The organism is Parvibaculum sp. (genome assembly GCF_030651915.1).
In the GTDB taxonomy this organism is placed as follows: domain Bacteria; phylum Pseudomonadota; class Alphaproteobacteria; order Parvibaculales; family Parvibaculaceae; genus Parvibaculum.
Map to the genome: position 1 here is coordinate 518,133 of NZ_JAUSBV010000010.1, position 15,720 is coordinate 533,852.

At 61.5% G+C, this 15,720-nt stretch carries 13 protein-coding genes; all 13 read right to left on the minus strand.

What is annotated here, in order from left to right; translation table 11 throughout:
* Positions 1–4: 4 nt before the first annotated feature.
* The 13 genes from bamA to Q7V31_RS16650 all read right to left on the minus strand — a co-directional run bounded on the left by bamA (position 5) and on the right by Q7V31_RS16650 (position 15,706).
* Positions 5–2,356, minus strand: coding sequence for an outer membrane protein assembly factor BamA (gene bamA / locus Q7V31_RS16590; RefSeq protein WP_304735929.1), 2,352 nt, complete (start codon positions 2,354–2,356; stop codon positions 5–7).
* Between the two features lie 89 nt (positions 2,357–2,445).
* The gene (rseP, locus tag Q7V31_RS16595) at positions 2,446–3,612 is read right to left on the minus strand and encodes an RIP metalloprotease RseP (RefSeq protein ID WP_304736048.1); all 1,167 of its coding nucleotides are present in this window, start codon (positions 3,610–3,612) and stop codon (positions 2,446–2,448) included.
* 141 nt (positions 3,613–3,753) lie between these two features.
* Positions 3,754–4,968, minus strand: coding sequence for a 1-deoxy-D-xylulose-5-phosphate reductoisomerase (locus tag Q7V31_RS16600; protein WP_370690681.1), 1,215 nt, complete (start codon positions 4,966–4,968; stop codon positions 3,754–3,756).
* Positions 4,965–5,834: a phosphatidate cytidylyltransferase gene (locus Q7V31_RS16605; protein WP_304735931.1), complete on the minus strand. Its 870-nt coding sequence runs from the start codon at positions 5,832–5,834 to the stop codon at positions 4,965–4,967. Before Q7V31_RS16605 ends, Q7V31_RS16600 begins: the two co-directional genes overlap by 4 nt.
* A 4-nt stretch (positions 5,835–5,838) precedes the next feature.
* Positions 5,839–6,606 (minus strand): isoprenyl transferase, encoded by a 768-nt coding sequence (locus Q7V31_RS16610; RefSeq protein ID WP_304736049.1) that lies wholly within the window; start codon positions 6,604–6,606, stop codon positions 5,839–5,841.
* A gap of 79 nt (positions 6,607–6,685) precedes the next feature.
* Positions 6,686–7,249 carry a ribosome recycling factor gene (gene frr / locus Q7V31_RS16615; protein ID WP_304735933.1) on the minus strand — a complete coding sequence of 188 codons (564 nt, stop codon included), beginning with the start codon at positions 7,247–7,249 and terminating at the stop codon, positions 6,686–6,688.
* Between the two features lie 42 nt (positions 7,250–7,291).
* Positions 7,292–8,017, minus strand: a complete 726-nt coding sequence (gene pyrH / locus Q7V31_RS16620; RefSeq protein ID WP_304735935.1) for a UMP kinase — start codon at positions 8,015–8,017, stop codon at positions 7,292–7,294.
* A gap of 118 nt (positions 8,018–8,135) precedes the next feature.
* Positions 8,136–9,062 (minus strand): translation elongation factor Ts, encoded by a 927-nt coding sequence (gene tsf, locus Q7V31_RS16625; RefSeq protein ID WP_304735936.1) that lies wholly within the window; start codon positions 9,060–9,062, stop codon positions 8,136–8,138.
* A 43-nt stretch (positions 9,063–9,105) separates the two neighbouring features.
* Positions 9,106–9,864, minus strand: a complete 759-nt coding sequence (gene rpsB / locus Q7V31_RS16630) for a 30S ribosomal protein S2 (protein WP_304735937.1) — start codon at positions 9,862–9,864, stop codon at positions 9,106–9,108.
* A 239-nt stretch (positions 9,865–10,103) separates the two neighbouring features.
* Complete coding sequence (dnaE, locus tag Q7V31_RS16635) at positions 10,104–13,517, minus strand: DNA polymerase III subunit alpha (protein ID WP_304735939.1); 3,414 nt, start codon at positions 13,515–13,517, stop codon at positions 10,104–10,106.
* Between the two features lie 258 nt (positions 13,518–13,775).
* Positions 13,776–13,913 carry a hypothetical protein gene (locus Q7V31_RS16640; RefSeq protein WP_304735940.1) on the minus strand — a complete coding sequence of 46 codons (138 nt, stop codon included), beginning with the start codon at positions 13,911–13,913 and terminating at the stop codon, positions 13,776–13,778.
* 663 nt (positions 13,914–14,576) lie between these two features.
* Positions 14,577–15,290 carry an SDR family NAD(P)-dependent oxidoreductase gene (locus Q7V31_RS16645; RefSeq protein ID WP_304735942.1) on the minus strand — a complete coding sequence of 238 codons (714 nt, stop codon included), beginning with the start codon at positions 15,288–15,290 and terminating at the stop codon, positions 14,577–14,579.
* Positions 15,287–15,706, minus strand: a complete 420-nt coding sequence (locus Q7V31_RS16650) for a thiol-disulfide oxidoreductase DCC family protein (RefSeq protein ID WP_304735943.1) — start codon at positions 15,704–15,706, stop codon at positions 15,287–15,289. Before Q7V31_RS16650 ends, Q7V31_RS16645 begins: the two co-directional genes overlap by 4 nt.
* Positions 15,707–15,720 lie beyond the last annotated feature (14 nt).

Here is a 15,720-nt window from a genome sequence, read left to right on the forward strand (position 1 = left end):
AACCTTAGAACGATGTGCCGGCACTGAACCGGAACGTCTCCTGTTCGTCATAGGGTTCTTCCAGAAGCACATTCGCAAAATCGAGACGGATCGGTCCGAATGGCGACTGCCAGTACAGACTGAGACCGACCGAAGCGCGCGGCGCGAAATCATCGACGACACCCGGAAAGAGCGTTCGATCGAAATCCGAATAGCCGATATAGCCGGCATCAACAAAAACCGATGTCCGAATACCTAGCGCCTCCGGTATCCCGTTCGGGAACGAGAGTTCCGACGTGCCGAAAATGAAAGCCTTGGCACCAACGGAATCCCTGTTCGGCGAAGCCAGATCTCGTGGTCCAACGCCAGCTCGCGCAAACCCGCGAATTGTGCTGCCGCCCTTGAAGAAGTGATCATTCAATTCGACGTCCTGGCCCACGCCTTGGACGTAGCCGCCGTCGAGGCGCCAACTCGTCAGGAAACCCTCGGCGATCTGATAGTAGTAACGCGTCAATACTTCCGTCGAAACGTAGCGGACCGTGCCTCCAAGCCCGGCAAAATTCTGTGTGAACAGGAAATCCCAACCGCCGGTTGGATCAATCGGATCGTTGCGGTTGTCGTAGTAGTAGTCGTAGCCGATGATCGAGCGATAGTCGCTGCCTTCCGCTGCCTTGACGACCGGCGACGCAGCCGGATGAACATTGAATATCTCGTCGAAGCGGAACTGGTAGCGCGCGAGGAAGCGGCTCTTTTCGGATAAGGGAAAACCGAACCTGAAACCGAAGCCCTGCGAACGGGAATCGAATGACGATTCGTTCTGGAAATTGGTTTCACTGCCGAAGAGGTCGAAACCGCCAACGAGATCCCGATCCAGAAAGTAGGGATCCGTATAGTGAAACTCGATCAGCTGACGACGTTTGGAGATCGACAACGACGTGCTGAGTTGCAGGCCGCGTCCGAGAAAGTTGCGCTCGGAAAGTTGAATGCCCGCAACGGCATTGTCGAGCGTCGAGAAACCGGCACTGAGCGAAAGCGAACCTGTCGACTGCTCCTGAACGTCGACATTCAAGATCGTCTTGTCGGGCGCCGTGCCGGGATCCTGCGTGACATTGACCCTGCTGAAGTACTGCAAGGCCCGAATATTCTTCTCCGACTTGTCCAGCAGCACCTTGTTGAAGGCATCGCCCTCAGACATGCGCATCTGCCGGCGCACGACCTTGTCAAGCGTGCGCGAATTGCCGGTAATATTGATCCTTTCAACATAGACTCGAGGACCTTCAGTGATCTGGAACGTCAAGTCGATCACACGTTCGTCCTTGCGGCGGCTGACGCGCGGTCGAACTTCCGCAAAGGCATAGCCACTTGTGCCGGCAGCGAAAGTCAGCGCGTCAATTGTCTTGTCGATCAGACCGGCATTGTAGATTTCACCACTCTTGGCCAACACCAATGAATCGAGCTCTGCTTGATCGAGCTTGTCGAGCGACGTTTTCACAGCGACGTCGCCAAACTCATAGACCTCTCCTTCATCAACCGTGAAGGTAATGTGGAAAGCTGCATCGTCCCGGCTCAAATCGGCGACGGCCGAAACAACACGGAAGTCCGCGTAGCCGCGCTGGAGATAGTAGCGACGCAGCAATTCGCGATCATAGGTCAAGCGATCGGGATCATAGGTGTCTGACGACGACAAGAACTTCCACCAAGCGGATTCGCCGGTCGAAACAACCTCGCGCAGCTTTCCATCGCTGAACCGGGTGTTGCCGATGAAATTGATCGACGCAATCTTCGTCTTCGGCCCTTCGGTGATTTCGAACACGAGATCAACGCGGTTTTGCGGGAGCTGGATCACCTTTGGTTCGACAGAAGCGGAGAAACGACCACTGCGGCGATAGAGCTCGATCATGCGCGTGACGTCACCCTGCACTTTGGCGCGCGTGTAGACAACGCGCGGCTGGAGTTGCACCTCCTTTTGCAGGTCCTCCTCCTTGAGCGCACTGTTCCCCTCGAAGGCGACGCGATTGACAATCGGGTTCTCGACGACCGAGACAATGACACGCCCCCCTTGCTGACGCATCGTTATGTCCGCGAAAAGACCGGTTCCAAAAAGCTGCTTGAGTGATGCGTCGGCGATCGACGGGTCGTAGGACATGCCTGGACGAAGGAGCATGTAGGAGCGCACCGTATCGGATTCGATGCGCTGATTGCCTTGCACCGCAATCTCGGTAATGACCGGCCCGGGAGACGTTTCCTGTGCCAATGCAGCGCCAGCAGAACCCATTCCGAACGGGACGGCGCCCGCCAGAGCCCAAGCGAAGAAAAGCGTTGCGGCGAGCCCGCCGACATTCGCAATCCCGGTCACAAATCCGGCCAGTCGCCCCATTCCGTCCCCTGCCTGTCTTGACGCGCCAGCCAAAAGCCGGCGGCATGCCCAATCCCGCGGTCGTCGTCAGCCGACGAAACGCGAAACAATCAACTAAAAAGTCCCGTCAGGAATGAAAAGACCTGAAGGTGGACCAGATCGTTCCATGTCGCAAAAATCATCAGCATCATCACCAGCGCGAGGCCGATGCGAAAACCGTATTCCTGAGCTTGCTCACCCAGCGGTCGACCGCGGACGGCCTCCACCGCATAATACAGAAGATGTCCGCCATCAAGCAGCGGCACCGGAAAGAGGTTGAGCAGGCCAATGCTGACCGACAGCACAGCGACCATAGTCAGAAGCGCCATAAAGCCGATGGTCGCAACCTGCCCGGAAACCTGTGCAATGCCAAGAACGCCGCGCAACTGATCGGCGCTTTCGCGCCCGGTCACAATACCACCGAGATAGTTCAACGTCCGCTCAGCGACAAACCACGTCTCCTTGGCACCGAGCCAGAGCGCGCGGACGGGATCGCTGCGAACGATTTCGATATTTCCAGATCCACCGTGACGCTGGATGCCAAGGCGCGCGACCCTATGGATATTGCCGAAACTGTCGACGACTTCCTGAATCTCCGGCGTTGCCTGGATCGGAACCTCGATACCGCGCCTGTCAACCAGAAAACTCAACTCGGAGGAACTCGTCGCAACGATGCGTTGCATTTCCTCGAAGCTTGCAACGGGGCTGCCGTCGATCGAAACGATCCGGTCGCCGACCGCAAATCCCGCTGCCGCCGCCGGGCTCCCCGGCATGATGTCGTCCACGACCGGTGTTGCAACGGTCCGCCCAACAAAGGTGAATACGCCGGCGAAAATAACGGTAGCCAAAATGAAATTGGCGATCGGCCCCGCGGCTACGATTGCAGCGCGCTGGCGCAGCGGCTTGAAGTGAAAGAGATCCTTGCGGTCTTCGGCCGGAATCAGCGCAAGGCGCTCGCGGTCTGGAACGCTCGCGGCATTTTCATCGCCCGCAAACTTCACATAGCCGCCAAGCGGAATCCAGCTCACCTTCCAGCGCGTGTCGTATCGATCATTCCAGCCAAATATCTCGCGCCCGAATCCGATCGAGAAAGTATCCACCTTCACACCGCACCAGCGTGCCACCAGGAAGTGTCCCAGCTCGTGGAAAAAGACCACGACCGTCAGCACGAACAGGAAGGGGATGACGTAGCTTCCGAGCGATCCGCCAAAGCCACCGATACCCGTTAGAAAATCCATCGCGTCCAAGCTATTGTCCCACTCAAACCAATCCGCACCGCCCATCGGCCAAGCTGCTGGACGGCGTCCCCCGATACATGACCGCCACCACCCGCCCAAGAGGCCGGTGCCGTGTATCTAGCCAACGCCGCATAGCCTACGTCAGCGGCCGCGGTTTTGCACCATTTCCTCTGCTCGAATCCGGGCAATTCGATCAAGTTCGTAAACTTCAGCAAGGTCCGCCGGGCGTTCGCCAAGTGCCATGGATTGCTCCAAAACTGCGTTCGTAACGGCCACAATGGCGTGAAACCCTATACGCCCGGCCAAAAAGGCTGCAACGGCGACTTCGTTGGCGGCATTCAGGACGGTCGGCGCGCTACCGCCGACATGCAGAGCCTCTCGTGCCAGCGTTAAAGCCGGAAACCTTTTTAAATCAGGCGCTTCGAAGGTTAATTGACCAATCTGCGCAAGGTCGAGGCGCGCCGACGGTGTGGCCATCCGCCGAGGCCATGCCAAGGCGTATGCGATTGGCGTCCGCATATCAGGCATACCTAACTGCGCCAAAACCGACCCGTCGATATAGGCGACCATGCTGTGGATGATGGATTCGGGATGGATGACCACATCGAGCCGTTGCTCACCCACCGGAAACAGGTAGTAGGCCTCGATCAATTCGAGGCCCTTGTTCATCAAAGTCGCGGAATCGACCGAGATTTTGGCCCCCATGTCCCATCTCGGATGAGCGACCGCCTGAGCCGGAGTGGCCCTGGCCATTTCCTCAAGACTCCACGTACGGAAGGGACCGCCCGAGGCCGTCAACACGATCCGTTCAACCGCCTCCAATCGGTCCACGTCGAGAACCTGGAAGATTGCATTATGCTCGGAGTCGACTGGCAAAAGCGTGGCACCCGAGCGCTTTACCTCTTCAAGAAAAAGCGGGCCCGCCGAGACAAGGCATTCCTTGTTGGCGAGGGCCACACAGGCGCCGCGCTTCACGGCCGCAAGGGTAGGCGCCAATCCGGCAGCCCCAACGATCCCGGCCATCACCCAATCGGCAGGGAGGGCTGCCGCGTCGACCAGTGCTTCCGCGCCCGCGGCAACCTCAATCCCTGTGCCGCTCAAACCGGACTTCAGTTCCGCGTAACAAGCAGGATCGGCTACTACGGCGAAACGCGGCCGAAACGCTCTCGCCTGTTCGATCAACGTCCCGACATTGCGGTGCGCCGTCAGCGCTACCAGCTCGAAGCGCGCCCTATCGCGACCGATCAAATCAAGCGTAGAACACCCAACGGAACCGGTAGATCCCAGAATGGTGACGCTCTTCACCTCGCCTGCAGCCGTTGCGGCAGGATTGTCATCTGCTGCCGCTGCAATCAGGGCCAAATCAAAACTCCCGCGCCCGGATGGACTGCATTGTGGAGTAGCGCCAGCAGTGCCGCGCCCACAGCGACGGTCACAAGGCCATCCACGCGATCAAGAATACCGCCATGACCGGGGATCAGGGTACCGGAATCCTTGACGCCAGCGCGACGCTTAAGTGCCGACTCCAGGAAATCGCCGGCCTGCTCGACCACCGTCATTCCGATTCCAACCAGCGCCAAAAGCACCGGCGATCCCATGCCTATCCAGAGGGAGGTGACGACGCCAACCGTCGCCGCACCCGCCATGCCACCCACGAGTCCGGCCCAGGTCTTTTTCGGAGAAATGCGCGGTGCGAGCTTCGGTCCACCAATAAATCGGCCGGCGAAATACGCGCAAATATCGATCGCCCAGACCGTTACCAGAAGCCAGAGAACGACTTCGAGTCCCCATTCCGGATCGTTGCGGAGCCAAATCAACGCAACCAACGGCAAGACCAGATAGGGATAGGCGACAAGGGCCGGAAACAGGCTGCGACCGCTCCAACTGCGGCCAGCCAAGGCGAAGCCCAAGACAGCGCCACCGGCAGCCAATGCACCTGCCGGCAGGCCGGCCGTTGCCAGAGCGATGGCGACAAGAGCAGCAAGTCCCGGGCCGATTGCCTCCCGCGTGCCGATCCTGCCAGCGTCGGGCACAGCGTAGAGAAGCCGTGTCAATTCCAGCGCCATGATCAATGCCGCGGCGGCAAGTAAAACCGCGAAAAACCATCCTCCGGCCCATGTTGCGCCGAGCGCAACAGGTGCCAAAACAATTGCCGACAAGACCCGTATCTTCAGATCGGAGCCCGTTTTTGCGGCAGGCGGAGCCATTTCCTCGGCAACCATTGGACTATCCTTCGCCCCGGGTCGCATCATCTGGGTCGACGGCGCCGAAACGGCGGTTGCGACGGCGATATTCGTCTATCGCCGCACGCAGTGCGTCAGGGGTGAAATCCGGCCAAAGCGCGTCGGCGAACACGAGCTCGGAATAGGCACTTTGCCAGAGCAGGAAATTGGAAAGCCGCATTTCGCCGCTTGTCCGGATGATGAGGTCAGGATCGGGAACGCCAGCCGTGTCGAGATGCGCCGCAACCGTCTCCGGTGTGATGGCTTCGGGATCGATGCGGCCCAACTGTACCTCGCGAGCAATACGTCGCATCGCAGAAGTGATTTCCGACTGACCGCCATAGTTGAAGGCGATCATCAGTCTCAACTTGCGATTGTCTCGGGTCAGCGTCTCCGCCTCGTCGATAAGCGCGACAATGTCGGCCTCCAGATGGTCGCGTTCGCCGATCACGCGGACCTGAACACCGTTCTGATGCAGTTCGGCCAGGTCACGACGAATAAAGAACCGCAACAGACCCATCAAATCGCTGACTTCTTCGGGCGGCCGCTTCCAGTTTTCCGAACTAAACCCGTAAAGCGTCAGATATTCGATACCGAGCTCACCGGCGGCACGAACAATGATGCGGACAGTCTCCACCCCCTGCCGATGGCCAGCGACGCGTGGCAGATGCCGCTTTGCCGCCCAGCGTCCGTTTCCGTCCATGATGATCGCGACGTGCCGCGGCAGTGCGCCATGTGCGGGTTCGCTCATCGATTGGCTGGACTTGAGCATCATTTTCTCAGGCTTTTTCCTTGAAAGACATATGGTTAAAGCAATGTCTTTATCTCGTTTGCGGGCGTTGCCGGAGAGCTTACACTTGCATAATTTCCGCTTCCTTGTGGGCGAGAGCGGCGTCAATCTCACCCACAATCCTGTCTGTCAGCTTCTGAACCTTTTCGGTCCATGACTTGTGGTCGTCCTGACTCATGTGTGCGTCTTTTTCGAGGCGCTTCAATTCGTCCATGGCATCGCGGCGTACATTGCGGACAGCCACGCGGGCCTGTTCGGTATATTTAGCCGCAATCTTGGTTAGTTCGGTACGGCGTTCCTGATTAAGCTCCGGAATCGGCAGGCGGATCAGGGTCCCGTCAACATTGGGATTGAGACCAAGCCCGGAATTCCGGATCGCCTTGTCGACGGCCGAAACCATACCTTTATCCCACACTTGCACCGTCAGCATGCGCGGCTCCGGCACGCCGATGGTGCCAACCTGATTTATTGGCATTGACTGGCCATAGGCTTCAACGACGATGGGCTCAAGCAAACTTGCCGAGGCGCGACCGGTGCGCAAACCGCCAAATTCCTGCTTCAGCGCCTGCAATGCCCCGCGCATGCGGCGCTCGACATCGTCGAGATCGAATTCGGTATCAGCCATTTCCTCTCCTTCCGGTCCAGTACGTCTTCGGTCGAGGCAGATTCAGGCCGCGTCCGAAATGATCGTGCAGCGGCCCGCGCCCGTCAGAACATTGACGAAACCGCCCTCGTCGTCGATCGAATAGACAATGATCGGGATGTTGTTTTCGCGCGCCAGGGAGATCGCCGAGGCGTCCATCACCTTTAAATCGCGCGACAACACATCCATATAGGTCAATCGGTCGTAGCGCACGGCATTGGCGACCTTGTGCGGGTCTGCCGAGTAGACACCGTCAACCTGCGTGCCCTTGAAAAGCGCGTCACAACCCATCTCAACGGCCCTGAGCGCCGCTGCCGTGTCGGTGGTGAAAAAGGGATTTCCGGTGCCGGCAGCAAAAATCACCACGCGACCTTTTTCCATGTGGCGGACGGCGCGGCGGCGGATATAGGGTTCGCAGACCGTCATCATCGGGATCGCCGATTGAACCCGTGTCGGCACGCCAATGCTTTCGAGCGATTGCTGCATGGCCAGCGCGTTCATGACTGTCGCCAGCATGCCCATGTAATCAGCACTGGCACGCTCCATACCCTTGGCCGCTCCCGACAAGCCGCGGAAGATGTTGCCGCCGCCGATGACAAGGCAAACCTGAACTCCGGCCTCGGTCGCCTGCCTGATTTCATTCGCGATGCGCCCGACCGTGTCGACGTCGATGCCGTATTGCCCTTCTCCCATCAATGCCTCGCCCGACACCTTGAGCAGGACACGCGAATAGTGCGGTTTCGGGGACATGGTATCTCTTCCATCAAGACATGGCGGGGCGCCCAGACCGAATCCGCCGGGCCCCCCAACAATAACGCCCCCAACGCACAATGGCGAAGGGGGCGTCAATTCAATCGCCAAAAGCAGCTTAACCGCGCGCGGCAGCCGCGACTTCGGCCGCAAAGTCCGACTCTTCCTTCTCGATTCCCTCGCCCAGCGCAAAGCGGACAAAGCCCACGACGCTGACCGGCGCGCCAATGCCAGCTTCCGCTGCCTTGACCGCCTTCTCGACCGTGTTGTCGGGGTCGATCACAAAGGCCTGTGAGAGCAGGACGACTTCCTCGTAAAACTTGCGGATGCGGCCCTCGACCATTTTCTCGATAATGTTCTCAGGACGACCGCTCTCCTTCGCCTCAGCGATCAGGACGTTGCGCTCACGCTCGATGACCGCGGGATCGAGTTCTTCCGTGCGGGTTGCCAGCGGGTTGGTCGCCGCAATGTGCATGGCGATCTGGCGGCCGAGTTCGGCGATTTTCTTCTTGTCGCCCGTCGACTCGATGCCGACCAATACACCGATCTTCCCAAGACCCGGCACGACCGCGCTATGGACATAGGCTGCGACAACGCCGTCTGTGACGGAGATCGAACCCGCGCGGCGCACATTCATGTTCTCACCGATGGTGCCGACCATCTCGGTGACATAATCCTTCACCGATTGCGATGTCCCGGGATAGGTCGAGGCGATGAGCTTGTCGAAATCGCCGTCCGCCGCCAGTGCGGCGGATGCTATGTCGCTCACCATCTTCTGGAACTGCTCGTTGCGGGCGACGAAGTCGGTCTCGGAGTTGACTTCCACGACCGCACCCTTCGTGCCTTGCGCGACAACGCCGATCAGGCCTTCGGCGGCAACGCGGCCGGCCTTTTTCGCTGCCTTGGCAAGGCCTTTTGTGCGCAGCCAGTCGATGGCCGCTTCCATGTCGCCGCTGGTTTCGTTGAGCGCCGATTTGCAGTCCATCATGCCTGCGCCGGTCTTTTCGCGCAGTTCCTTCACCATGCTCGCGGTGATTTCAGCCATTGTATTTCCTCGGTAATCGTATGAAGCGGAGCGACCGAATGCCTTATTCGGCGCTGGCCGGCACCTCGACGACGGGCTCGGCTTGCGCGCCGACATCCACACCCGACGCGGAATGACTCTGCGAGATGCCATCGATGACAGCACGCGAAACCAGATCGCAGTAAAGCGCGATTGCGCGCGCCGCATCGTCATTGCCGGGAACCGGATAGGCGATGCCGTCGGGATTGGAGTTCGAGTCGAGGATCGCAACGACCGGGATGCCGAGCTTGCGGGCTTCCTGAATAGCGATCTCTTCCTTGTTGGTGTCGATCACGAAAATCAGATCCGGCAGGCCGCCCATGTCCTTGATGCCGCCGATGGCGCGCTCAAGCTTGTCGCGCTCGCGGGTCAGGTTCAGGACTTCCTTCTTGGTCAGGCCGCGCGCTTCGCCGGCCAGCATCTCGTCGAGCTGGCGCAGGCGCCGGATCGAATTCGAGATGGTTTTCCAATTGGTTAGCGTGCCGCCGAGCCAGCGGTGGTTGATGTAATACTGGGCGCATTGACGCGCCGCCGCGGCAACCGGGTCGGATGCCTGACGCTTGGTGCCGACAAAGAGCACACGACCGCCGCCGCCGACCGCATCGCGCACCGCGAGAAGGGCCTGATGGAGGAGCGGCACGGTCTGCGCCAAGTCTATGATATGTATGTTGTTTCGGTCGCCGAAGAGGAACGGTTCCATCTTCGGATTCCAGCGATGAGTCTGGTGGCCGAAGTGAACGCCGGCTTCCAGAAGTTGACGCATAGAGAAATCGGGAAGTGCCATGGCACTTTTGCTCCTTTTCCGGTTGAACCTCCGCGGGGAGTGAACGACTCGACGTCGCACCGGACCGACTAACCCTATGTTTTCCTTGGTAAAAAGGAAGTGGGTTTGCCGAACCCCGCGTGTGGAATGGCGCCTTGATAGGCGCAAAACGGGCAAAAAGCAAGCGCCGACAGGCTGTTAGCACAGCAGCCCTGAAAACAGCCGTACCCCCCCTCTGTCACAAAACTGTCATAAAACTGTCATATATCCTGGACCTCGACGATGCCGGGGATCGATTTGACGGCGCCGCGGATCTGCGGCGTCACCCGGTAGCGGCCCTTGAGGCGCAGCTCGACCTCCCGGCCGCCCTCGCCCATCAGCACCAGCTGGACCAGACCCTTGCCGCGCTCGCCGAGACGGGCCTTGATCGGCTCCAGCGAGGCCGCGTCGTCGAGAAAGATCTTCAGCCCCTCGCCGGCGTCCTTGACCGTCTCGTCGACGCTGCGGATCGACTGGGCGCGCAGCTTGACCTCCTCGCCGGCGCGGTCGATCTCGACGCCGATGACGACCGAACTGCCGGGTTCCATCAGATCGCGGGAACGGGAGAGGACTTCCGAGAAGACGACGATCTCGAACTGGCCCGTGGCGTCCGACAGGCTCAGAAAGGCGAAGGGGTTGCCCTTCTTCGATTTGCGCTCCTGCTTGGCGGTGACGGTGCCGGCGATGAAGCCGGCTTGCATGCCCCTGGCGAGCAGGTCGGCGAGGGTCGAGACGCCGGAACGCTTCAGCGAGGTTCTGTAGTCATCGAGGGGATGGCCGGAGAGGTAGAAGCCGACGGCGTTGAACTCCTCGGTGAGACGCTGCATCGCCTGCCAGGCCTCGACGGCGGGCAGCGCGGGGGCGGAGGCGGCGGCGCTCTCCTCGCCGAAAAGGCTGACCTGCTGGCTCTCGCGGTCCTGCGCCGACGCATTGGCGGTGCCGAGGACCAGATCGACCGCGGCCATGACCTGGGCGCGGTTGGCATTGAGGCAATCGAAGGCACCGGCGCGGGCCAGATTTTCGAAGGCGCGCTTGTTGATCATGCGCGGATTGATGCGGCGGGCGAAATCGAACAGGTCGCGGAAGGGGCCGCCCTCGCGGCGGACCTCGACCAGATGCTCCATCGCCTGACGGCCGACATTCTTGATCGCGGCCAGCGCGTAGAGGATTTCGCCGTCGGCGACGCCGAACATCGCTTCCGAGCGGTTGACGCAGGGCGGGCGCACCGCGATGCCGAGCCGTTCGGCTTCCTGTTTGAAGAGACCGAGCTTGTCGGTGTTGCCGAGATCGAGGCTCATCGAAGCGGCCAGGAACTCGACCGGATGGTTGGCCTTCATCCAGCCGGTCTGGTAGGCGACCAGCGCGTAGGCGGCGGCATGCGACTTGTTGAAGCCGTAGCCGGCGAACTTGTCGACCAGCTCGAAAATCTCGGAGGCCTGTGTCTTGTCGACACCCTTGGCGACCGCGCCGGTGACGAAGCGTTCCTTCTGCGCCTCCATCTCGGCCTTGATCTTCTTGCCCATGGCGCGACGCAGCAGGTCGGCTTCGCCAAGCGAATAGCCGGACAGGATCTGCGCGATCTGCATCACCTGCTCCTGATAGATGATGACGCCGTGGGTTTCCTTCAGCACCGGCTCGAGCAGCGGATGCAGATAGTCGGCCGCCTCGCGGCCGCGCTTGCGGGCGACATAGCTGGGAATGTTGTCCATCGGGCCGGGACGGTAGAGCGCCACAAGCGCGATGATGTCCTCGAAGCGGTCGGCATCGAGCTTCCTGAGCACATCGCGCATGCCCGAACTTTCAAGCTGGAACACACCGACGGTTTCACCGCGCCCCAGCATCTGGAAGGTCTTTTCATCCGCCAACGGAAGATTGAGCAGATCGATCTCGATGTCGCGGCGGGCGACCAGCTTCACCGCCTGATCGAGAACGGTGAGGGTCTTCAGACCCAGAAAATCGAACTTCACGAGGCCGGCCGGCTCGACCCATTTCATGTTGAACTGGGTGACCGGCATGTCGGAGCGCGGATCGCGGTAGAGCGGCACCAGCTCGTCGAGCGGCCGGTCGGCGATGACGACGCCTGCCGCGTGGGTCGAGGCATGACGGTAGAGGCCTTCAAGCCGCAGGCCGATTTCGAGCATACGGGCGACGCCTTCGTCCGACGCCTGTTCTTCGCGCAGGCGCGGCTCACCCTGGATTGCTTCGGCGAGCGTGACGGGCGCGGCCGGATTGTTGGGCACCAGCTTGCAGAGACGGTCGACCTGACCATAGGGCAATTGCAGCACACGGCCGACGTCGCGCAGCACGGCGCGGGCCTGAAGCTTTCCGAAGGTGATGATCTGCGCCACGCGATCTTCGCCGTAGCGCTGTTGCACATAGCGGATCACCTCGTCGCGGCGGTCCTGGCAGAAGTCGATGTCGAAGTCCGGCATCGAGACGCGTTCGGGGTTGAGGAAGCGTTCGAAAAGCAGGCCAAAGCGCAAGGGATCGAGGTCGGTGATGGTCAGCGCCCAGGCCACAACCGAACCGGCGCCGGAGCCACGGCCCGGGCCGACCGGAATGCCCTGCCCCTTCGCCCATTTGATGAAGTCGGCAACGATCAGGAAATAGCCGGGGAAATCCATCTTGATGATGACGTCGAGCTCGAAACGCAGCCGAGCGCGATAATCTGCTTCCGGGGCGACGGTTTCGAGGGTGGCGAGGCGCTGCGTCAGGCCTTCCTCGGCCTGGCGGCGCAACTCGTCGGCCTCGCTGGTGCCGGCGGCGAATTTCGGCAGGATCGGATCGCGGGTCAGCGGACGAACGGCGCAACGGCGCGCAATCTCGACGGTGTTTTCGAGCGCCTCGGGCAGGTCGGCGAAGAGTGCGGCCATTTCGGCCTGCGTCTTGAAACGATGTTCGGGCGTCAGGCGGCGGCGCTCGGCCTGTACGACATAGGCGCCTTCGGCAATGCAGATCAGCGCGTCATGGGCCTCGTAATCGGCCTCGGCGACGAAATGGGGCTCGTTGGTGGCGACCAGCGGCAGGCCGTGGGCATAGGCAAGGTCTATCAGCGCCGGTTCGGTCTGGCGCTCACGGGGCTGCCCATGGCGCTGCAACTCGACATAGAGGCGGTCGCCGAAGGTCTGCTTGAGGCTCAGCAGCAATTCTTCCGCCGCCGGGCGCTGGCCGGCTTCGAGCAGGCGGTTGACGACGCCATCGGGACCGCCGGTGAGGCAGATCAGGCCTTCATGGTGGGCCGCCAGCAGCGCCAGCGGCACATAAGGCGGTTCGCCGGGCTCGGGGCCGAGAAAGGCCCGGCTCGAGAGCTTCATCAGGTTCAGGTAGCCCTGCTCGTCCTTGGCGATGAGGGCCAGCGTGCCGGCCGGCTCGTGGCGCAGGGGGCCGCGGGCGGGTTCCTCGCCTTCGTCCAGCAGGATCGGCAGGGTGCAGCCGACAATCGGCTGAATGCCGGCCTCGGAGAGGGTTTCGGAAAACTCCAGCGCGCCGAAAAGATTGGCCGTGTCGGTGATGGCGACGGCCGGCATGCCGTCGGCCTTGCAGAGCTTCGGCACTTCCTTGACGCGGATCGCGCCCTCCAGCAGCGAATAGGCGGTGTGGAGGCGGAGATGGATGAACTGGGGCGAGTCGGGCATGCCCCATTGTCGGGGTCCCGGGTGTGCGAGTCACGCGGCAGGTGCCGAAGGATTGGCCAAAGCTGTGGACAACCCCGGTTCGGCAACTATCAAGCATCGAGTCAGCGCCCCCGCCCCGAAATTTGCGAGGCAAATTTCGACTGGCCCTTCGCTTGCGCTCCGGCATTCGGCGCCCGAAAAGGCCCACTTGGCCTTTTCGTTTGCGTTCCGCAAATCGCACCTCACCCCCAAGCGGCAGGTGGGACGCGAGATCGCGCCTCAGCCGATCAGGGCCTCGGCGATGCCGACCCAGGCACCGGCCGCCCAGATGAAGGCGGCAACCGAGATCAGCGCTGCCACATCCTGAAGCCAGTCGCCGGCTTCGCTGTCTCTTGTCCGGTTCCACATTCCGCGCATCGCTCGCCCTCCAGATGTGTTCCTGTAATGTTCTCATCCGGAGTGTTGCTTGTTTGTTCTCGCGTGTCAAGAGGGGGGCGTGACCCGGCGCAGCGCGCAACTGCCCGAGGTCCGATTTTTCAGTCCATGGATACCGGCTTGAGCGGGTATGACAATTTCTGGATTTGGCCGAGCATGCGATCAAGCGCCATTTCGCTTTTCCCTGAATTGCGAAATCGCTTCATATCTTTGATTCCGGCGCGTCTTCGAACGACGATCCGTCCCCTCTGCGTGAAAGGAGCCACGTCGCCTGGAAACGCTTTAGCGGCGCTGGAGCCTCGGGCTAAAGGCCGCCCGAGCCGGGCGGGCCGCAGCAGGGCCCTTCGCCGATCGCCCCGCCGGATGAAGCAGCAGCGCATATGCAAACAGCATCACCGCGACCGCAATCCAGCCCCAAGTCGCCAGACCCGCATCGGCGGATACCAGCGGCGCCATGCGATCAACCAAGGCCGCAAAGGAACCATGGATGTCGTCGGCGACAAGTTGTTGCGTTTCCCCCCTCAAGGATTCGCCCTCCCTCATTATCTCCCACGGGGTAATGCTAAGCCGATTTCCCGACTCGATGAAAGGGTCTTTCGCTGTTGCGCCGCAGCAATCCTGCGCGCGCCGAACCGACGGCAGCCGCTACCAGGGAACCGGCTTGCCATGATGGTCGAAAAAGCCGCCGGATTGTTCGGGGCCGAGGGCGCCGATTACGGCCAGAAGACGGGCTGCGGCGTCGGCCGGAGACTGGGTGTCGCGCCCGATGCGGGCAAAGGGCGCCGACAGGCCGGTCGCGACCGTGCCCGGGTGGAGGGCGACGCAGAGGGCCTGCGGGCGCTTGCGGGCCAGTTCGATGGCGGCGGTACGCACCAGCTGGTTGAGAGCCGCCTTCGAGGCACGGTAGCCGTACCAGCCACCCAGACGGTTGTCGCCGATGCTGCCGACTCGCGCGGACAGGGTGGCGAAGACCGACCGCCCCTCGCGCGGCAGAAGCGGCAGCAGATGCTTCATCAGCAAGGCCGGGCCGATCGCGTTGACCGCGAAGGCATGGGCCAGCGCCGCCGGATCGAGGTCGCGCCAGCTCTTTTCAGGCCGGCAGGTTTCGTCATGGAGGAAGCCGGTCGCGTCGATCACCAGGCGCAACTCGCCGGATGCGGCGATACCGGCTGCCGCCACCGCGATGCTCGCCTCATCCAGAAGATCGAGCAGTGGCGCCGTGCGGCGGCCGAGCGCGACGACCCGGGCAAAGGTCCCATCCGCATGCAGACGATCGAGCAAGGCGCCGCCAATACCGCCGCCGGCACCGACAACGACCGCCACCGCATGCGACGGCGTGGCAACCGGTTGACCGGTCATGCGTGCGCCCGGCCCCAAAGCCGGCCGACGAGCCATGACAATAGCGGCCGCAGCGGAAGAAACAGGCGATAGGCGCCTTCAAGCAGCAACATTCCGCCCGGCAGGCTGGCAAGACGCGCCGCCCAGCGCCAGCGCGGCAGGAGCCGCCAGATGGCAACGAAGGCCGCCGCACCCGACAGAAGCGCACCATCGGCGCTACGCACATGAAAACGCGCCATGGCCCGTTCGCGCGTCAGGCCGGGACCGAGAGGGACCGCCGAATGTGCGACATCGAGAAAACAGAGCGCCGCCGCACCATGCTGTGCCGCATAATGCGCAATTTCGGCACGACAGAGCGGACAGGCGCCGTCGAAATAGACCGTCGCCTCGTGACCGCCAGCCCCGCTTCCGACTTCCGTTTCCGTCCGTTCCGACATGTCTGCACCTTCCG